Raw genomic sequence first — 17,685 nt, forward strand, 5'->3', positions numbered from 1 at the left:
GCCGGTCAGGTGTGGCAGCAGGGCTCAGCCTATCGGGGCAGGCCGTTGGGCCCGGCGCCGGGGACGGACCGGCTCGAGACCGGAGGACTCCAGGGAGCAGCGCAGCAGCAACCCGGCCAGGAAGAGGCTGCTCAGCAGGGAGTTGCCGCCGTAGCTGATCATCGGCAGGGGCAGACCGGTGGTGGGCATGGAGCCGCTGGCCACGGCGATGTTCAGGATCGACTGGCCCACCAGCAAGGTGGTGCAGCCGATGGCCACCAGCCGGTGCTGGTTGCTGCGGCAGGCCAGGGCCACCCTCAGACCCACGAAACCGAAGATCACCAGGAACAGCAGCAGCATCACCGAGCCGATGTAGCCGAACTCCTCGGCAAACACGGCGAAGATGAAGTCGGTGGTCTGGATCGGCAGGTACTGGAGTTTCTGGGTGGACAGCCCGAAGCCCGAGCCGAGCACCCCCCCAGAACCGATGGCCAGCAGGCTCTGCACCAGCTGGTAGCCGTCGCCTTGGGCGACCCGCCAGGGATCCAGGAAGGAGCTCACCCGGGCCATCTGGTAGGGGTTGATCATGATGCTGAGGCTGCCCAGCACGACACCGCCGCCGGCGGCCCCCAGCAGCAGCGTCAGGGGCAGTCCGCCGGCCAGGGCCATCAGCCAGAGCAGCAGGCCGAGCAGGGCGGCGGTGCTCAGGTTGGGCTGCTTGAGGATCAGCAGGATCACCACCCCGAAGATGCCGATCCAGAGGAGTTTCTGGTCAAGGGCGATGCGGCGCCAGTGGGAGAAGATCACAGCGCCCTGCAGCACGATGAAGGGCTTGATCAGCTCCGAGGGCTGCAACTGCACGGGGCCGAGCACCAGCCAGCGGCTGGCCCCGTTGACGGTGGTGCCGACGACGAGGGTGGCGGCCACCATCAGGGCACCCACCAGCAGGGCCGGTGCCGCCAGGTGCAGCCAGCGCCGCATCGTCGAGCGCATGGCCAGCCAGAGCAGCCCCCAACTGGCCACCAGCCAGATGGCCTGGCGCTTGACGTAGTACGCCCCGTCTCCCATCTCCCGTTCGGCCACCCACCAGCTGGCGGAGGTGAGCACCAGCAGGCCCAGCAGGCTCCAGAGGGCCACCAGGCCCAGCAGCAGGCGGGCTTCTGCCGGCCACTGCTGCCAGGGCAGCGGCATCAAGCCGGCGCCGGGGCGGCCGTGGAGCAGGCGTGGCGAAGAAGTGGACAAGGCCGCGGCAGGGATGCGGGAATGGCCCATTCAGCCGTGACGAAGGCGGGTTTGTCGAGTCACGCCGAACATTTCTCCTTTTCTGCGGGTTGGCGTGGGTCGAGGCACAAAAAAGCCCGGCCATGGGCCGGGCGCTGGAGCGATGGTGCCAGGGGCACTCAGTTGCCGCAGTTCTGCTGACGACGGCCGGTGGCCAGTTCCACCTTCAGGATCCTGCCGCCCTGCTTCATGATCCGCTGCTGCTCAGCGAACCAGCTGTGGTAAGGCACCCACTTGGTGAAGTAGGTGTTCTGCAGTTCCCTCTGACTGCGCGCCTTATCGGGGCAGGGGATGCAGGCCGTGATCTTGAACAGGCGCATGGGGTGATCCTCGGAAAACGTGCCGTGGTGGGGGCGTTGCTGGGGATCAGTTGCCCAGGCCGGAGCTGATGTAGTCGAAGTAGACGCCCATCTCACGACCGGCATCGGGACCGACGAGGGAGGCGGTGGTTTCCTTCATGGCCTGGATCGACTGCACCGTGGCGCCGATGGGCACACCCAGGGAGTTGTAGGTCTCCTTGAGGCCGTTCAGCACGCGCTCGTCGAGGATCGACGTGTCACCGGCCAGCATGGCGTAGGTGGCGTAGCGCAGGTAGTAGTCGAGGTCGCGGATGCAGGCCGCGTAGCGACGGGTGGTGTACATGTTGCCGCCCGGACGGGTGATGTCCGAGTAGAGCAGGGCCTTGGCGACGGCTTCCTTGATGATGGCCGAAGCGTTGGCGCTGATGGTGGCGGCGGCACGCACCCGCAGCTCACCGCTGGCGAAGTACTGCTCGAGGCGCCCCATGGAGCCGCCGTCGAGATAGAGCCCCTGGACGTCGGCCTGGTTGATGACGTTGGTGATGGCGTCTTGCATGGATCCTGGGTTTGATGGCGATGGACGGGAGGGAGGTGAAACCTCAGGAGAGGGCGCCGACCACGTAGTCGAAGTAGAAGCCGGCCTCTTCGGCATCGGAGCCGGTGAGGAGCCCTGTGGCTGCGGTCTTCATCTCGCGCACGGCTTCCGCCATGGCTTCGAGGGGGGTGCCGAGGGCGCGATACATCTCGCGGGCCCCGATGACGCCGATCTCTTCGATCGGGGTCACATCCCCGGCGACCACGCCGTAGGTGACCAGGCGCAGGTAGTAGTCCATGTCGCGCAGGCAGGAAGCCGTCATCTCCTCCCCGTAGGCGTTACCGCCGGGGGAAACGAGATCGGGGCGCTTCTGGAAAAGCTGGCCTCCGGCCTGCTTCACGATGCGCTCCCGGCTTTCAGCCAGGACCTGGGCGACGCGCAGACGACGCTGACCCCCTGCCACGAACGACTTGATCTGGTCAAGTTCGCCAGGGCTGAGGTAGCGGGCTTCGGCGTCCGCGTTGATGATCGAGTTGGAGACGATGCTCATGCAGTTCTGCCTCGAAACAAGCGGTCACCGTGAAGGAGACCGGTATCCGGTGGGTAAGGGTGATCGGCTTGGCCGACCGTCGCATCATTCTGTGGCAAGGCCCCGCGCTCCCATGGGGGCCGGTAACAGTTCTTCACGGCGGATGAGTTGGCGAGATCCCTTGGCTTGCAACGGCTTTCACGGGAGTTCTTAACACCATTCCAGCGCAGCAATAGTTCATCTCTTGTTGTCGCCCTCTGACGCACCGCAAGCGCATTGGCAGCCCAATCTCCCCGTCTCGTTGTAGAGACGGGCCAAAAGAAACCCCCCGGGGCTGACCCGGGGGATCGCTAAAGCACGGAATCCGCTGCCTTCAGGGGCGAGCCTCGATCGGGTGGAGGGCGATCAGATCGCACCCCGCACCGAGGGGGTGAGACCCCCATTGCCGCCGTAGAGGGAGGCCGTGCGGTTCACCGTGGTGAGGGGGACGCCATCTTCGGTGGCCAGGCCGCGAAGATAGGGCACGGTGTCCTGGCCGAAGGCCGAGGCGTACTCCCGGGCGTTGAGCAGTTCGGCTACCGCGGCCTGCTGGCCGGCGGTGGCGCGGGTGGCGAGGAATCGGCTCACTTCCGCCGGCATGGCGGCACGGCCGAGCAGGGCCAGGTAGGCGGCCGAGGCCGCCCGCAGGGGCGCCATCCGCTGGAGCCGCTGCTGGAACAGATCACTGCCGGCGATCTGGGAGACGAATTCGGCCACCGAGAGCTGGCCGTCCCGCAGCTGGGATTCCGGATCCATCTGCCGTTCGGCCGCGAAGGGCACGCGGTTGAGCAGCTGGCGGTACACCGCCTGCACCACCTCCTGGACCTGGGTTTCGCTGGGATCCCGGAGCAGTTGCACGGGACGCGGCAGGCTCTGGCGGCGGTTGAAGCCCTGGGGAGAGCCGGGCCGCAGGGCCTTGGCCATCGCCCCATCGGGCGCCATGGCGGCGCCACTCAGTAGGCTGGTGCCCACGGTGGCCTTCCAGCTGCCGGCGATGCCGATGCTGGCGGGGGCCACATAGCCATTGCTGCCGCCCGCGGTGGAGACACCACTGCGCCAGACCGGGGCGGAACCGCCGCCGGGCTGCCAGCGGGACTGGCTCCAGCTGCGGGTGGGGGCCGGAGGCTGCTTGACCGTCTGGGGACCGCTGGGGACGCCGGAAGACACCGTGGCGCTCTGGCCACCGGCTACATCCGCTTTCCACTGTCCACGCACCTTCGGTCGGTCCGTCAGGTTGCGGGGCACCAGGTCGCCCACGGTGCGCAGCACCTGGGCCACCGGAACGATGGGGCGCTGCAGGGGGGTGATGTCGGCGACCGCCTCCAGGGTCCGCACCAGGCCGGGCACCCGGCGAGCGTTGCGATCGGCCGGGGTGATGAAGCGTTCGTAGGGGACGGTGTCCTCCCCGAAGCACTCGTTGTATTCACGGCCTTCGAGCATGGCGTCGACGACGCCATAGAAGCCCTTGCGGGCGGCGGTGTCGAAGTAGGCGTTGATCTCCCAGCGGCCGAAGGTGGGCCGGCCCAGCAGGCGACGGTGCATCACCTCGATGGCTTTGGTGATGTAGAGGCCACTCCAGTAACGGCGTCGGAACGCATTGGAGCGGGCCACCTGGCGCACGAACTCCCGCAGGCTGATATCGCCGTTCTCGAGTTTGATCTCCTCGACCTTGTTGCGCTCGCCGGCATAGCCGGCGGTGCCCAGCACCTGCACGTAGACCGCATTGATGACGGCCTGGGTGCTGGATTCGGTGCCGCGGATGCTGGGCTGGCCGCCCCGGCGGGGGGTGGAGCTGCCGCCGGTGGCGATCTGGCGCAGACGCACCACCTTCGGGCCCACCCGGCGTGGGGTGGCCTTGCGGAACTGGGCGCTGTCCATGGGCCCGGGCTGGGCCATGCCGTTGCCGATCAGGATCCGACGGGTGTCGTAGCTGAAGGGCGCCGGGCGGGTGGCCACCGAAGCCGTGCTGGAGGGGAAGATCGCCCCGTAGGTGAGGGCCAGGGGGTCATTACCGCCGCCATAGGGGTGCTGGTCGGCCAGGGGCTGGCGGTAGGACGCGTAGAGGGTGATGTACTGGGGCGCACCTTCGAACGGGGCACTGAAGCGGAAGAGGTTGCGGTTGGACCCCCAGCCGGCGCTCTCCTGGGCTTCCTCGCCGATGTCGCGAAGATAGGGAACCGTTTCCTCACCGAAGACACGGGCGTACTCCATGCCGTTGACCAGGGCGTCAACGAGGCCGCCCAGGCCCTTGGCGCTGACGATGGCGAAGTACTGGCGGAACTCTTCGATCGAGCTCACACCGCGGCCGAGGAAGTGGCGGAAGGCCAGTTCCACCACCCGGCTGTTGGAGAAGCGGCCATAGAACTGCCGCTGGTACACCTTGCTGCGGCCGAGGGCGCGGATGAACTCCCGCATCGAGAGCTGGCCCTGGCGCACCTGGGTGGCCTCCACCGGGCAGACGACCTGGGAGTAGCCCTTGACGATGTCCCGCTCGAACACCTGGCGGTAGGCGGCCCGGATGATCTCGGCCTTCTCCGCGCCGGAAAGACGTGGCCGCATCACGAAGCGCTGGGCGCCTTCGGCGGCGAGGGCATAGGTGGCCGGCAGCTGCAGGCCCTGGTTGACGGGGCTGCCGAGGCGGGCACGGGTGGAGGGGGTGGCCACCTCAAGCTCCTTGAGGAGCACGTTGAAGCAGTCGATCACCAGCTGGCGGGATTCCGGCTCCCCCTTGAACAGGCCGGCGGCGGCGGCGCGCATCTCCTGCAGGGCCACGTTGGTGGCGGACAGGGAGCAGGCCTTCTCGAGCACATCGCGAAGGCCGCGGGTGTTCACCGCCAGGATGCTGGGATCGCCGGCGATCACCGCGTAGCCCACGTAGCGCAGGAACCAGGCCATGTCCCGCAGCGACTTGCGCATGCGGGCGTTGCCGTAGATCGCCACCGAAATGGGGTTGAAGCCGCTGGGCAGCACGACCCGCACGTCGGCGTCGGCCTGGACGCCCTCGAGGATGCGGCCGAGCAGGCCACTGCCCCCGGAGCCCTGGGCAAAGGTGCGCACCGAGCGCTGGAACGCGGCCTGGTCGGCGGCGAGGGCGACACCATCGGCCGGCCCCGCGCTGGGGGTGCTGAGGGGGGCGTCGAGATAGGAGAGGGGGGTGCCGCCCGTGAAGATGCGGTTGGCGGCCCGGGCCACGATCGCGTCGGCGTTGGCGGAGATCCGTCGGGCGGCTTCGACGCGGATCTGGCCGCTGCGGAAGAAGGTGGTCAGGGCGTCCAGTTCGCCGCCGTCGGGGAAACGGTCCTGCTGCTCCGCCTTCCGGACGCTGGAGAGCGGCAGGGTGTCGTAGCGCTGGGGGGCGACCCTGGTGCTGCCGCTGCTGGCGGTCACGGTCATGAACGAGAGCGAGCCGGGCTGGGTCACGTTACGGCTGCCCCCCTGGCCCCCCGGCGGGGGATGAACAAATGTTTGCAGCCTTCCCCGGGGCTCAGGCTGAACGGCGGCCGGCGCCGTGGAATGCTGCCGGACCCTGCACCAAGGCACTGATGGATCACCCCCCGGAGGCCCCGCTGGATGCCGCCACGCCGGTGGTCAGCGCCTTCTACGACCGTTTCCCCTATCCGGGGGACCCCCTCCAGGACGGCCCGCCACCGGGATACAACTGGCGCTGGTGCGTGGACAGCGTCGTGGCGGCCGTGGACGGGGCCCTGCCGCCGGCACCGCGCCCCTGGCGGATCCTCGACGCCGGCTGCGGTACGGGGGTGAGCACCGACTACCTCTGCCATCTCAATCCGGGGGCCGCCGTGCTGGCGGTGGACATCAGCGCCGGTGCCCTGGCGGTGGCCCGGGAGCGCACCGGCCGCTCCGGGGCCGCCGCCCAGGTGGCGGAGCTGCGCATCGAGCAGCGCAGCCTGCTCGATCTGGCGGGGGAGGGACCCTTTGACTACATCAACTCGGTGGGGGTGCTGCATCACCTCGACCAACCCGAGCTGGGTCTGCGCGCCCTGGTCCCCCTGCTGCGGCCGGGCGGACTGCTGCACCTCTTTCTCTATGCCGATGGCGGCCGCTGGGAGATTCACCGCACCCAGCGGGCCCTGGCCCTGATGGGGGTCGGCACCGGGCCGGCGGGCCTGCGGCTGGGGCGCGAGCTGTTCACCACCCTCCCCGAGACCAACCGCCTGCGGCGGCACCACGAGCAGCGCTGGGCCCTCGACACCGCCGCCGATGCCAACTTCGCCGACATGTACCTCCACCCCCAGGAGACCAGCTACAACCTGGAGCGCCTGTTCCGTTTCGTTGATCAGCCCGGGGTCCGCTTCGCCGGTTTCTCCAATCCGGAGGTCTGGGATCCGGCCCGGTTGCTGCAGGGGGAACTGCTGGAGCGGGCCCAGGCCCTGCCGCCGGCGCAGCAGTGGGCCCTGGTGGAGAGCCTCGATCCCGACATCAGCCATTTCGAGTTCTTCCTGCGGTGCCAGGACGGCAACGGGGCAGCGGAGGGGATGCCGGAGCCGTGGAGCGATACGGCCCTGCTGGCGGCCGGCGGCGAGCGCAACCGCTGTCTGTGGGGCTGGCCGTCCACCGCCTTGCTGGGGCCGGAGCTGAAGCCCCTGACCATCACCGAGCCCGAGCTCGCCCTGATGGAGGCCCTGGAGGCAGCCCCCGCCGGCACTCCGATCGGGGCGCTTCCGCTGGCCCAGGGCCCCGAAGAGCGTGTGGCGGCGGTGCGGCGACTGCTGGCAGAGCAGGTGCTTCTGTTGCTAAGAGCCTGAACGGGCCGAGTGATAAAGTCCGCACGCCAAGACAGAGCCTCGACGGTTGCAGGCTGCCCTGACCCCCTCTCCGGATGCCGCTCCCCCCGCGGAGACGTCGGCCGAAGCGGTCGCAGGTCATCCGACCAACGAAGCCCCTCCCCTGCCTGAAGACGCCGACGTTTCGTCGTCGGTGAACAACGGCATGGACGGTTACCTGCGGCTGCAGCGCCGGATGCTTCTTTCCACGGTCTGTGCCACCGCCCTGGCGGTGCCCATCACGGCCCTGTGGTTCGACCTTCCCACCGCTTTCAGCCTGCTGGTGGGAGCCCTGGCGGGTCTCCTGTACCTCCGCCTCCTGGCCCGCAGCGTCACCCGCTTCGGCGTCGAAACCAAGGGGGTGGGCAAGGCCCAGTTGCTGGTGCCGGTGGTGCTGGTACTCGCGGCCGCCAGGCTCCCCGTTCTCGAGATCCTGCCGGCCCTGGTGGGATTCCTCCTCTACAAACCCGCCTTGATCGTTCAGGCCGTCCTCGACACCTGATACCCGCATTCAGCCGCCTCGGCGGCCCAGACGTTCCGCCAGGTCCTATCCCCGATGGCTCCGTTGCCCCTCGCCCTTCCCTTCGCCGCCCTTGAGGTCGGCCAGCACCTCTACTGGCAGCTCGGCAATTACAAGATCCACGGCCAGGTCTTCCTGAGCTCCTGGGTCGTGATCGGCGCCCTGCTGGCCGTTGTGGTGATCGGTACCCGCCGCCTGGAGCGTGACCCCAGGGGAGTGCAGAACCTGCTGGAGTTCCTCTGGGATTACCTGCGCGACATCGCCCGCGAGTACATCGGCGAGAAGGCCTACCGCGACTGGCTTCCCTTCATCGGCACCCTGTTCCTGTTCATCTTCGTGAGCAACTGGGGCGGGGCCCTGATCCCCTGGAAGCTGGTCCACCTGCCCAGCGGTGAACTGGGTGCTCCCACCGCCGACATCAACACCACCATCGCCCTGGCCTTGCTGGTGTCGCTGGCGTACTTCTATGCGGGCCTGAGCCGCAAGGGTTTCCGGTACTTCGAGTACTACGTGGAGCCCACGCCGATCATGCTTCCCTTCAAGATCGTCGAGGACTTCACCAAGCCCCTCTCGCTCTCCTTCCGTCTGTTCGGCAACATCCTGGCCGACGAACTGGTGGTGGCGGTGCTGGCGTTCCTGGTGCCCCTGGTGGTGCCCCTGCCGGTGATGTTCCTCGGCCTGTTCACCAGTGCGATCCAGGCGCTGATCTTCGCCACCCTTGCCGCTTACTACATCGGCGAGGCGGTCCACGAGGAGCACCACTAGCTCCTGCCCCCGCTGGGCCGGTCCCCCGGTCTGGCAAACTCCTTGCGCGCAGGTCCGGCACGATCCGGGCCCGCCTTCCCAGGTGTCCCCGGCGCAGGGTTCTCGACAAGGTTCCTTCCGCGCTTCCCCGGCGCCCCACATTTCTAACCCCACCATGGATTCCCTTACTTCCGCTGCGTCTGTCGTGGCTGCTGGTCTTGCCGTCGGTCTCGGCTCCATCGGTCCTGGCATCGGCCAGGGCACCGCTTCCGGCGGCGCCGTTGAAGGCATTGCCCGTCAGCCCGAAGCCGAAGGCAAGATCCGCGGCACCCTGCTGCTCTCGCTGGCCTTCATGGAATCGCTCACCATCTACGGCCTGGTGGTCGCCCTGGTGCTGCTGTTCGCCAACCCCTTCTCCTGATCGGAGGCCGTCGCGGGGATGAGCGGGCCGCACGTTCGTCGCGGCCCTTCTCCACCCCCGGCTCCATCCACGCCTCTACCACCGCCCGCCTTATTGCCCCATGACCAGCTGGCTTCTGCTTGCCGAGGCAGGTGCGACCGCAGGGTCGCCCGAGGGAGGTCTGTTCGACCTCGATGCCACCCTGCCGCTGATGGCGCTGCAGGTGGTCCTCCTCACCTTCATCCTCAACAGCCTTTTCTTCCGACCGGTCGGTAAGGCCGTGGAGGACCGTGAGGGGTATATCACCACTAGCCGTACCCAGGCCAAGGAGAAGATCGCCCAGACCGTGCGCCTCGAGGCCGACCTCAAGGAGCAACTGAAGGGAGCCAGGCTCGAAGCCCAGAAAGTGATCCTCGAGGCCGAGCAGGATTCCGACCGCCTGTACCGCGAGGCCATGGCGGTGGCCCAGGCCGAAGCCATCGCCAGTCGCGAAAGCGCCCGCAGCAAGATCGATGGCCAGCGGGCCGATGCCCTGAGCCTTCTTGAGGCCGATGCCGACAGGCTCGCCGACCTCATCGTCGACCGTCTTCTGCCCGCCTCATGATGACCTCCACCCTCCCGTCGTTGTTCGCCAGCCACGGCACCTTCGGCCTCAACCTCGACATTTTCGAGACCAACATCATCAACCTGGCGATCGTGATCGCCGGCCTGGTGTGGTTCCTGCGGGGCTTCCTGGGAGGCATCCTGGAGCGCCGCCGCGAGCGGATCCTCGGAGAACTCAAGGACGCCGAGGAGCGCCTCAGCGTCGCCACCGCGTCCCTCGCCGTGGCCCAGAACAGCCTGGGTGAGGCCCGCGCCCGCGCCGAGAAGATCCGCGCCGAAGGCAAGGTCCGCGCCGAGGCCATCCGCCTTGAGAGCGAGAAGCGCACCGTCGAGGAGATGGCGCGGCTCAAGCAGGACTCCCAATCCGATATGGATTCGGAGGTCTCCCGCGTCAGCAAGCTGCTGCAGCGCGAAGCTGCCGAGATGGCGATTGCCAAAGCCCTCGCCAGCCTGCCCGGACGCCTTGACGCCAGCACCCAGGCCCAGCTGATCGATCAGTCCATTCAATCGATGGGGAACGCCTGATGCCTCTGCTCAACACCATCACCACCCCCTACGCCGACGCCTTCCTCCAGGTCTGCGACGCCAACGGGGACACCGATGCCGTGATCGACCAGGCCCGGGCAATCCTGGCCCTGTGGCACGACTCCAGCGACCTGCGTGAGGCGATGGCCTCCCCTGTGCTGGAGGTCGAAGGCAAGAAGGCGGCCCTTGAGCAACTCTTCGGAGCGAGCATCTCCCCCTCCTTCCTCAACCTGCTCAAGCTGCTGGCCGACCGCCAGCGGATCGGCTTCCTCGATGCCGTTCTGGAGCGGCTCCTGGAGCTCTACCGCGAGCAGAACCAGATCGCCCTGGCCACGGTGACCTCCGCCAGCCCCCTGAGCGACGCCCAGCAGGCCCTGCTCGCCGAGAAGGCCAAGGTCGTGGCCGGTACCGACAAGGTGGAGATCAGCCTCGCGGTGGATCCTGCCCTGATCGGTGGGTTCGTCCTCAGTGTCGGCTCCCGGGTGATCGATGCCAGCCTCGCCGGTCAGGTGCGGCGCCTTGGCCTGACGCTCGCCAACGTGAGCTAGCGCTTCGCTCCCTTTCCCCTCTTCTTCTCACTTCATCGCCTCCCCTCCGGGGACTCCCACCCATGGTTTCCATCCGCCCCGACGAGATCAGCGCCATTCTCAAGAAGCAGATCGCCGACTACGACAAGTCGGTGTCTGTCAGCAACGTCGGCACCGTCCTGCAGATCGGTGATGGCATCGCCCGGGTCTACGGCCTGGAGCAGGTGATGGCCGGTGAGCTGGTGCTGTTCGAGGACGGCACCGAGGGCCTGGCGCTGAACCTCGAAGACGACAACGTCGGCGTCGTGCTGATGGGTGAGGGCCTGGGTATTCAGGAAGGCAGCACCGTCAAGGCCACCGGCCGCATCGCGGCGGTCCCCGTGGGTGAAGCCATGCTCGGCCGGGTGGTGAATGCCCTGGGCCAGCCGATCGACGGCAAGGGTGAGATCCCCACCACCGAGACGCGCCTGATCGAGTCGATGGCACCCGGCATCATCCAGCGCAAGTCGGTGCATGAACCGATGCAGACCGGTATCACGGCGATCGACGCCATGATCCCCATCGGCCGCGGCCAGCGGGAACTGATCATCGGCGACCGCCAGACCGGCAAGACCGCCATCTGCATCGACACCATCCTTAACCAGAAGGGTGAGGACGTGGTCTGCGTCTATGTGGCTATCGGCCAGAAGAATGCCTCGGTGGCCAACGTGGTGGAAGTGCTGCGTGAGCGCGGCGCCCTGGATTACACCGTGGTGGTGGCGGCCAGCGCCTCGGAAGCGGCGGCCCTCCAGTACCTGGCCCCTTACACCGGCGCGGCCATCGCCGAGTCCTTCATGTACAAGGGCAAGGCCACCCTGGTGGTGTACGACGACCTCACCAAGCAGGCCCAGGCCTACCGCCAGATGTCCCTGCTGCTGCGCCGCCCCCCCGGTCGTGAGGCCTACCCCGGCGACGTCTTTTATTGCCACAGCCGCCTGCTTGAGCGGGCTGCCAAGCTCTCCGACGCCATGGGCAAGGGCAGCATGACCGCCCTGCCGATCATCGAAACCCAGGCCGGTGACGTCTCCGCCTACATCCCCACCAACGTGATCTCGATCACCGACGGCCAGGTGTTCCTCAGCTCCGACCTGTTCAACTCCGGCCTGCGGCCCGCCATCAACGTGGGCATCTCGGTGAGCCGGGTGGGCGGTGCCGCCCAGACCAAGGCCATCAAGAAGATCGCCGGCACCTTGAAGCTGGAACTGGCCCAGTTCGACGAACTGGCAGCCTTCTCCCAGTTCGCTTCCGACCTGGATGCCGCCACCCAGGCCCAGCTGGCCCGGGGCAAGCGTCTGCGTGAACTGCTCAAGCAGCCCCAGTTCAGCCCCCTGATCCTGGCCGAGCAGGTGGCGGTGGTCTATGCAGGCGTCAAGGGTCTGATCGACGACGTCCCGGTGGAACTGGTGCCCCAGTTCGCCCGTGAGCTGCGCGAGTACCTCAAGAGCAGCAAGCCCGAGTTCATCAACAAGGTTCAGACCGACAAGGTGCTGAGCGACGAATCCGAAGCCATGCTCAAGGAGGCCATCCGCGAGGTCACCTCCTCGATGCTGGCTGCCGCCTGAGGACTCTCCACCCATGGCCAATCTCAAGGCAATCCGCGACCGGATCAGTTCGGTCAAGAACACACGAAAGATCACCGAAGCCATGCGGCTGGTGGCCGCCGCCAAGGTGCGTCGTGCCCAGGAGCAGGTGCTGCGCACCCGCCCCTTCGCCGATCGCCTGGCCCGGGTGCTGCAGAACCTCGAATCCCGCATGGGCTTTGAGGGGGCTGACTCCCCTCTTCTGGGCGAGCGCCGTCCGGTGGGCACCATCACCCTGCTGGTGGTCACCGGTGACCGGGGCCTCTGCGGCGGCTACAACGCCAACGTCATCCGCCGGGCCGAGCAGCGCTTCGCTGAACTCAAGGGTCAGGGCTTCGCTGTCGACATGGTGCTGATGGGCCGCAAGGCCATCACCTACTTCACCAACCGCTCCTACCCGATCCGGGCCACCTTCACCGGCCTGGAGCAGGTGCCCACCTCTCAGGAGGCGAACGAAATCTCCAACGAAGTGCTCGCCGAGTTCCTTTCGGCCAGCACCGATCGGGTGGAGATCGTCTTCACCCGCTTCATCAACCTGGTGAGCTCCCAGCCGGTGGTTCAGACCCTGCTGCCCCTGGATCCCCAGGGCATTGCCAGCTCGGATGACGAGATCTTCCGTCTCATCACCCGCGACGGCCGCCTCGGCGTGGAGGTGGGCAAGGTGGAGAACGCTGAGCCATCGCTTCAGCCCGACTTCGTGTTTGAGCAGAGCCCGGAGCAGTTGCTCAATGCCCTGCTGCCCCTCTATCTGGCCAACCAGCTGCTGCGCTCCCTCCAGGAAGCGGCCGCCAGCGAACTGGCCAGCCGGATGACGGCCATGAACAACGCCAGCGACAACGCCAAGGCGCTCGCCAAGACCCTCACCCTCGACTACAACAAAGCCCGCCAGGCGGCCATCACCCAGGAGATTCTGGAAGTGGTGGGTGGCGCGGCCGCGATGGGCTGATTGTCAGCTCCAGGTGGCCGGTGGCGGCATCCCGCTTCCGGCCCAACTGCCAGCCTTCCGGGCAGAGCAGCAGAATTTCCATTGTGGTGTACACCCGGCTTCCATGGCAGAGGTGACCTCCAAGGATGTGGCCCTGGGCGTCGGCCACCACCACGTGCAGATGGGCGCCATCCCCGCTCACGCTGCCCGTCAGCGTGACCACCTCCTGCGGACCGGCCAGCACAGTCCCTTCGTCCTGATCGGCAAAGCGCAGCACCGCACTCTCAAGGCTGCCGATACCGCAGACGATGAAGCCGCTCAGCCTCGGATCCTCCTGGGCCATGGCTTCCAGATGCCTTCGCAGGTCCACCCCTGGGGGGAGACGCAGGGGTCTGGGAAACTGGTCCGTCATCAGGGGATCCGTTCAGGCCTCAACGGCCACAGACATAGCGCTTCTCGTTGCACAGCCGCAGGCAGGCCTCCACCACGTCCGCGTCGTAGAGCTTGCCTCGGTTTTTGCTGATCTCCGCCAGGGAGGCATCGCTGCCAAGGCCGGAACGGTAGGGACGGTGGGCTCACATGGACTGCACCACGTCGGCGACAGCCACAATGCGGGATTCGAGCAGCAGTTCATCCCCCCGCAGGCCCTTGGGATTGCCGCTGCCATCCTTCCGTTCGTGATGTTCATGGACGATGCGGGCAATCGGCCAGGGGAACTCCACATCCTTGAGGATGTTGTAGCCAGCCTCGGCATGGTCCTTGACCAGGTCGTATTCATGGCGGGTCAGTGTCGTCGGCTGGCAGAGGAGCGCCGCCGGCACCATGATTTTGCCGATGTCGTGGATAGAACCGGCCAGTTGGTCCACACTGTGTTGGTGGCCGGCGGTGTAGGGATCGCGCATCTCCGCCATCCCACCCAGAACCGTGAGCAACTGCTTGTACAGCCTCTCGTTCTCCTCGAGGGTTCTGTTCAACCCCTCCTCGGCAATCGCCTTGGCGATGAGGCTGCCGAGACGGGTGGCGATCGTGTCCAGCAATACCCGTTCTTCCGCCAGAAAAGGCCCTTCGATGGCCTCAGCGAATGGTTGGGTATAGCCGACTTCCAGGCAGCCGTCGATGGTGTCGTTGGCCCTGATTGGCGACGACTGATCGGATTGGCAACGATCAAGATGGCCCGTCTGGTATGTCTTGGTGCCCCGGGAAATTCTGGCCACGCCGTGGGCGGCATGCAGCCAGGCTTGCGGGATGGCGTCGACCGTCTGCTGATGAATGTCGTCGATGCTGCCGTGACTGGCGCCAATGATCTGCTCAATCTGCTGGAGGCAGCGCAGTTCCTTCCTGTGATCCGTCAGCGCCATCACGGTCAGATGCGCACCGAATGGCGGATCGGTCGTCAGCTTCGAAGCGGGCTGGGCATGAAAATGATCACATTGCCCTTCTTGCGCCCGGTGTCGACATAACGGTGGGCTTCCACGATCTGCTCGAGTGGATAGCGTCGATCGATGACGGGTTGGAAGTCTCCCGCTTCAGCCAGTGCCGCCAGATGGCGCAGATCCTCCAGCTTCACGGCAGCGGGTCCGGCGATGACCGTGTGCTGGCTCGTCAGCGACACCCACACGCCCTTCAGCATGTCCGGCAACCCGGCCAGCACCAGCAACAGCCGCCCCCCATCCTTCAGCGATCGCCTGCAGCGAGAGAAGGGCGCCGTGCCGACCGTATCGACGATGAGGTCGTAGGTGTCGCCGCTGCGGGTGAAGTCGATCTGGGTGTAGTCGATGACATGGGCCGCACCCAGGGAGCGCACCAGATCGCCATTGGCTCCACTGCACACCCCGGTGACCTCGGCCCCGAGCTGGCGGGCCAGTTGCACCACGGCGGTCCCCACCGCCCCTGAGGCCCCATTCACCAGCAGTTTCTCCCCGGGCTGAACCTTGCCCCGGCGCAGGAAGTCCAGGGCGGTCGTGCCGCCGAAACAGAGAGCGGCGGCCGTTTCATCGCTGAGGCCAGGCGGGGTGGCCACCACCATGCCGTCCTGGGGCAGGACGATGTACTCGGCATGGCAGCCCATGCGGGCGTCGCTGAAGGCGAAGACCCGATCCCCCACCTTGAACCGGGTGACGTCCCTGCCGATCGCCGCGACAACCCCGGCCAGCTCCGAGCCGAGGATCGGTTGCCTTGGCTTCCGCAGGCCAAACACCAGCCGCATGATCAGCCCGAAGCCCGTCGGGACCGTCTGGCTTCGAATCCGCCAGTCTGCTGAGGTGACGGTGGTGGCGTTGATCCGGATCAGGATCTCGTTGTCTTTGAGCGTGGGGGTGGCGAGTTCCTTGATGCGCAGCACCTCGGGCGGTCCATAGCGCTCAGCGACAACGGCTTTCATGCGTGAGGGTCGTGGGTGAAGGATTCGTCGCCGGCGCAAGTCTCGAGAGCCCCATCCAGGAATGCCGCATAGGCCATGGTGAGGCCTTCCTTGCCGCCGTGTTCAACGACGGCGCCGTGGGCCACGATGACCCTGTCGAAATCCCACTGCAGCACAACCTGCACGGCCCTGGCCAGCGAAGTCCTGTCTGAAGTGGCCAGGCGCTCGAGAATCGTGGGCTCCAGGCGATGGAAACCGCCGCCGATTCGCGTGATCCACCGGGTGAGCCAGGACGCGGAGGCATCGAAATGGAAGGCGCTGTCTGTGAGGATCAGGGTCCTGCTGGGCCTGTGGCAGAAGGCCACCTCGTGCAGCGGGGATGGCCCCGTCGGCCCCAAGGTGCGGAGTCCGGTGAGGCTGCAAAGCAACAGTTCTGGCCATGGGGAAGGGGCATCAGCGCTGAGCAGACGATCCAGCTCAAGATGGGGACATTTCTGCCTGAGGGCGGGCGGCCCCCAGGTGGTGGCCAAAGGGAAGCGCTGCTTGAACGCCTGGAGATAGAGATGGTGGAAGACGTTGGGCGCCACGATATCGCTGACGACACCGAGCATGGCCAGGCCCTTTTCGAGCTCAGCAGATGGCTGGATCGGTGAAAGGATCACCAACTTGTTGGTGCTCAGCTGGCGGATGACCGTCATCCTTGTGCCGATGCTCAGGCCGAAGTAGGTCTGCGGTTGTTCGGCAACCCAGAGATCATCGGCAAGGCAGTGGAGCATGGCTGAGGGCGGAGATTCTCCTGCTTTAAGTGTGTGTTCTGCTCCCATACTTTGGACGCGGACGCTTTAAGTGACGGGGAAATCCAGCCTTGGGCATCCAGCTGGGCCGCCTTCTTCTTGGCGGTGGATGATACAGCACCCTGGCAAGGATGGCAGTCCCATGCTTGGGGAAAGCCAAGCCATGCTTGTTCTCATCGGCCAGGTACACCAAGGCGTGGTCGGGTTGGTCCGGGATCCAGGCTGCATTCTTGGCGACCCAGATCACCAGGTGTGCCTCCAGCTCAGCCAGAAACAGCGCCAGTTCTCCCAAACGGCGGTGGGAAGGCGGTGCAGCCCGAAAGTAGCGATCCGCGCGCAGCCACTCCAGCAGGGATTGGTTCAGCGGGCGGAACGTGTGAATGGTCATCGCCTGAATCAATCCATGCAGCTGCCTTTCCTCCTCGTTCATGACCGCGTAGGTCTCCAAAAGGAGTCGATCAAATCCAGGGGGCAGCTCAGCGGCCTCAGGTACACGACTTCTCAGCCGAACTGCCAGCCGTTTCAACAGTCTCCGTTGGGCTGCGTAGGCCGCGTCGCCGGCGCGCAGCAGCGCGTACAGCTCGACCAGTCGACTTCTGCGTTCCAGCGCTGTTCCGCGCAGCTGAAGAACCAATTCGGCGACCGTTTTGCCCACATAGCCCAGGGCGGCGATGACCCCAGTTAGCAGGGCTGGGGCGGCCCAGGATGGGTCAGCTGGGGAGGCCATCAATGCAGATCCCGGATTCCGAGGATAGGCGGAATGGCGAAAAGGAGTGGCACCTAGGATTCCATGATCTGTTTGAGCTTCGCCAATTCGCTATCTACGAGGTTGACTTGTTGCTTGAAAAAGTCATCGCCAAATGTCGGAGGCTGAAAGAATGTAAGCATAAACTCACTGCCATCACCGTTCGGAACAACCCGTGCCGGTACTGTCCAACTGGCGTCGGGAGCATGGAAATCGTGGTCCAGAAGTCCTGTGGAGGCATCAGGCCTGATCCGAAGCTTGGCTTGACCCATGGGCATCTCCACGTCCCACCATTCATCTTCAGATGGCCGAATGGCCTTGATATTGACAATCGCCCACTGAGGCCAGTTCGCAGGATTGGATAGGAACTCAAACACCTTTTCGGCAGATGCCCGTATGGAAACTGTCTTTGTGATCGAGGTTCGAATCATCTCATCTCTCTCCTGAATGTCGTCGTCTCAACGGTTCATTGGCGCAC

20 protein-coding genes are annotated in these 17,685 nt (G+C 66.2%); 9 read left to right on the forward strand and 11 right to left on the reverse strand.

All coding sequences use genetic code 11. The features are described from left to right. Positions 1-24: 24 nt before the first annotated feature. The 5 genes from KUG43_RS03290 to KUG43_RS03310 all read right to left on the reverse strand — a co-directional run bounded on the left by KUG43_RS03290 (position 25) and on the right by KUG43_RS03310 (position 6,055). Positions 25-1,170 carry an FtsW/RodA/SpoVE family cell cycle protein gene (locus KUG43_RS03290; protein ID WP_286194364.1) on the reverse strand — a complete coding sequence of 382 codons (1,146 nt, stop codon included), beginning with the start codon at positions 1,168-1,170 and terminating at the stop codon, positions 25-27. Between the two features lie 209 nt (positions 1,171-1,379). After that, the gene (locus tag KUG43_RS03295) at positions 1,380-1,580 is read right to left on the reverse strand and encodes a rod-capping linker protein CpcD domain-containing protein (RefSeq protein WP_216906015.1); all 201 of its coding nucleotides are present in this window, start codon (positions 1,578-1,580) and stop codon (positions 1,380-1,382) included. Positions 1,581-1,626: 46 nt separating this feature from the next. Next, positions 1,627-2,115, reverse strand: coding sequence for an allophycocyanin subunit beta (gene apcB, locus KUG43_RS03300; protein ID WP_216906017.1), 489 nt, complete (start codon positions 2,113-2,115; stop codon positions 1,627-1,629). Positions 2,116-2,158: 43 nt separating this feature from the next. Beyond that, positions 2,159-2,644, reverse strand: coding sequence for an allophycocyanin subunit alpha (gene apcA, locus KUG43_RS03305; protein ID WP_015110589.1), 486 nt, complete (start codon positions 2,642-2,644; stop codon positions 2,159-2,161). A gap of 384 nt (positions 2,645-3,028) precedes the next feature. Next, positions 3,029-6,055 carry a phycobilisome rod-core linker polypeptide gene (locus KUG43_RS03310; RefSeq protein ID WP_216906263.1) on the reverse strand — a complete coding sequence of 1,009 codons (3,027 nt, stop codon included), beginning with the start codon at positions 6,053-6,055 and terminating at the stop codon, positions 3,029-3,031. 149 nt (positions 6,056-6,204) lie between these two features. Between KUG43_RS03310 and KUG43_RS03315 the strand changes: the two genes are divergently transcribed. The 9 genes from KUG43_RS03315 (at position 6,205) to KUG43_RS03355 (ending at position 13,330) form a co-directional block, all read left to right on the forward strand. Beyond that, positions 6,205-7,428 carry a class I SAM-dependent methyltransferase gene (locus tag KUG43_RS03315; protein WP_216906019.1) on the forward strand — a complete coding sequence of 408 codons (1,224 nt, stop codon included), beginning with the start codon at positions 6,205-6,207 and terminating at the stop codon, positions 7,426-7,428. 46 nt (positions 7,429-7,474) lie between these two features. Then, entirely contained in the window at positions 7,475-7,948 is a 474-nt protein-coding gene (locus KUG43_RS03320; RefSeq protein ID WP_216906021.1) for an ATP synthase subunit I, read from the forward strand. A 54-nt stretch (positions 7,949-8,002) separates the two neighbouring features. Next, on the forward strand, positions 8,003-8,731 hold the full coding sequence (gene atpB / locus KUG43_RS03325) for a F0F1 ATP synthase subunit A (protein WP_216906023.1): 729 nt from the start codon (positions 8,003-8,005) through the stop codon (positions 8,729-8,731). 154 nt (positions 8,732-8,885) lie between these two features. Further along, positions 8,886-9,131 carry an ATP synthase F0 subunit C gene (gene atpE / locus KUG43_RS03330; protein WP_015110594.1) on the forward strand — a complete coding sequence of 82 codons (246 nt, stop codon included), beginning with the start codon at positions 8,886-8,888 and terminating at the stop codon, positions 9,129-9,131. A gap of 100 nt (positions 9,132-9,231) precedes the next feature. Next, positions 9,232-9,714, forward strand: a complete 483-nt coding sequence (locus tag KUG43_RS03335; protein ID WP_216906025.1) for a F0F1 ATP synthase subunit B' — start codon at positions 9,232-9,234, stop codon at positions 9,712-9,714. Then, entirely contained in the window at positions 9,711-10,238 is a 528-nt protein-coding gene (locus KUG43_RS03340; protein ID WP_216906027.1) for a F0F1 ATP synthase subunit B, read from the forward strand. Before KUG43_RS03335 ends, KUG43_RS03340 begins: the two co-directional genes overlap by 4 nt. Next, the gene (atpH, locus tag KUG43_RS03345) at positions 10,238-10,786 is read left to right on the forward strand and encodes an ATP synthase F1 subunit delta (RefSeq protein ID WP_216906029.1); all 549 of its coding nucleotides are present in this window, start codon (positions 10,238-10,240) and stop codon (positions 10,784-10,786) included. Before KUG43_RS03340 ends, atpH begins: the two co-directional genes overlap by 1 nt. 62 nt (positions 10,787-10,848) lie before the next feature. Then, entirely contained in the window at positions 10,849-12,366 is a 1,518-nt protein-coding gene (atpA, locus tag KUG43_RS03350) for a F0F1 ATP synthase subunit alpha (RefSeq protein WP_216906031.1), read from the forward strand. Positions 12,367-12,379: 13 nt separating this feature from the next. After that, complete coding sequence (locus KUG43_RS03355; RefSeq protein WP_216906033.1) at positions 12,380-13,330, forward strand: F0F1 ATP synthase subunit gamma; 951 nt, start codon at positions 12,380-12,382, stop codon at positions 13,328-13,330. On the opposite strand, the gene KUG43_RS03360 is transcribed toward KUG43_RS03355, so the two are convergent. The 6 genes from KUG43_RS03360 to KUG43_RS03385 all read right to left on the reverse strand — a co-directional run bounded on the left by KUG43_RS03360 (position 13,281) and on the right by KUG43_RS03385 (position 17,638). Further along, positions 13,281-13,721: a PPC domain-containing DNA-binding protein gene (locus KUG43_RS03360; protein WP_216906035.1), complete on the reverse strand. Its 441-nt coding sequence runs from the start codon at positions 13,719-13,721 to the stop codon at positions 13,281-13,283. The two genes, KUG43_RS03355 and KUG43_RS03360, sit on opposite strands and share 50 nt — an antisense overlap. 163 nt (positions 13,722-13,884) lie before the next feature. Next, positions 13,885-14,667: an HD-GYP domain-containing protein gene (locus KUG43_RS03365; protein ID WP_216906037.1), complete on the reverse strand. Its 783-nt coding sequence runs from the start codon at positions 14,665-14,667 to the stop codon at positions 13,885-13,887. A 35-nt stretch (positions 14,668-14,702) separates the two neighbouring features. Next, positions 14,703-15,689, reverse strand: a complete 987-nt coding sequence (locus KUG43_RS03370; RefSeq protein ID WP_216906039.1) for an NAD(P)-dependent alcohol dehydrogenase — start codon at positions 15,687-15,689, stop codon at positions 14,703-14,705. Then, complete coding sequence (locus KUG43_RS03375; protein ID WP_216906041.1) at positions 15,686-16,444, reverse strand: DUF4336 domain-containing protein; 759 nt, start codon at positions 16,442-16,444, stop codon at positions 15,686-15,688. Before KUG43_RS03375 ends, KUG43_RS03370 begins: the two co-directional genes overlap by 4 nt. Positions 16,445-16,469: 25 nt before the next feature. After that, complete coding sequence (locus tag KUG43_RS03380) at positions 16,470-17,117, reverse strand: hypothetical protein (protein WP_216906043.1); 648 nt, start codon at positions 17,115-17,117, stop codon at positions 16,470-16,472. 125 nt (positions 17,118-17,242) lie between these two features. Beyond that, positions 17,243-17,638 carry an SRPBCC family protein gene (locus KUG43_RS03385; RefSeq protein ID WP_216906045.1) on the reverse strand — a complete coding sequence of 132 codons (396 nt, stop codon included), beginning with the start codon at positions 17,636-17,638 and terminating at the stop codon, positions 17,243-17,245. Positions 17,639-17,685 lie beyond the last annotated feature (47 nt).

It is taken from the genome of Synechococcus sp. CCY 0621, from assembly GCF_019038465.1.
Classification (GTDB): Bacteria; Cyanobacteriota; Cyanobacteriia; order PCC-6307; family Cyanobiaceae; genus Cyanobium.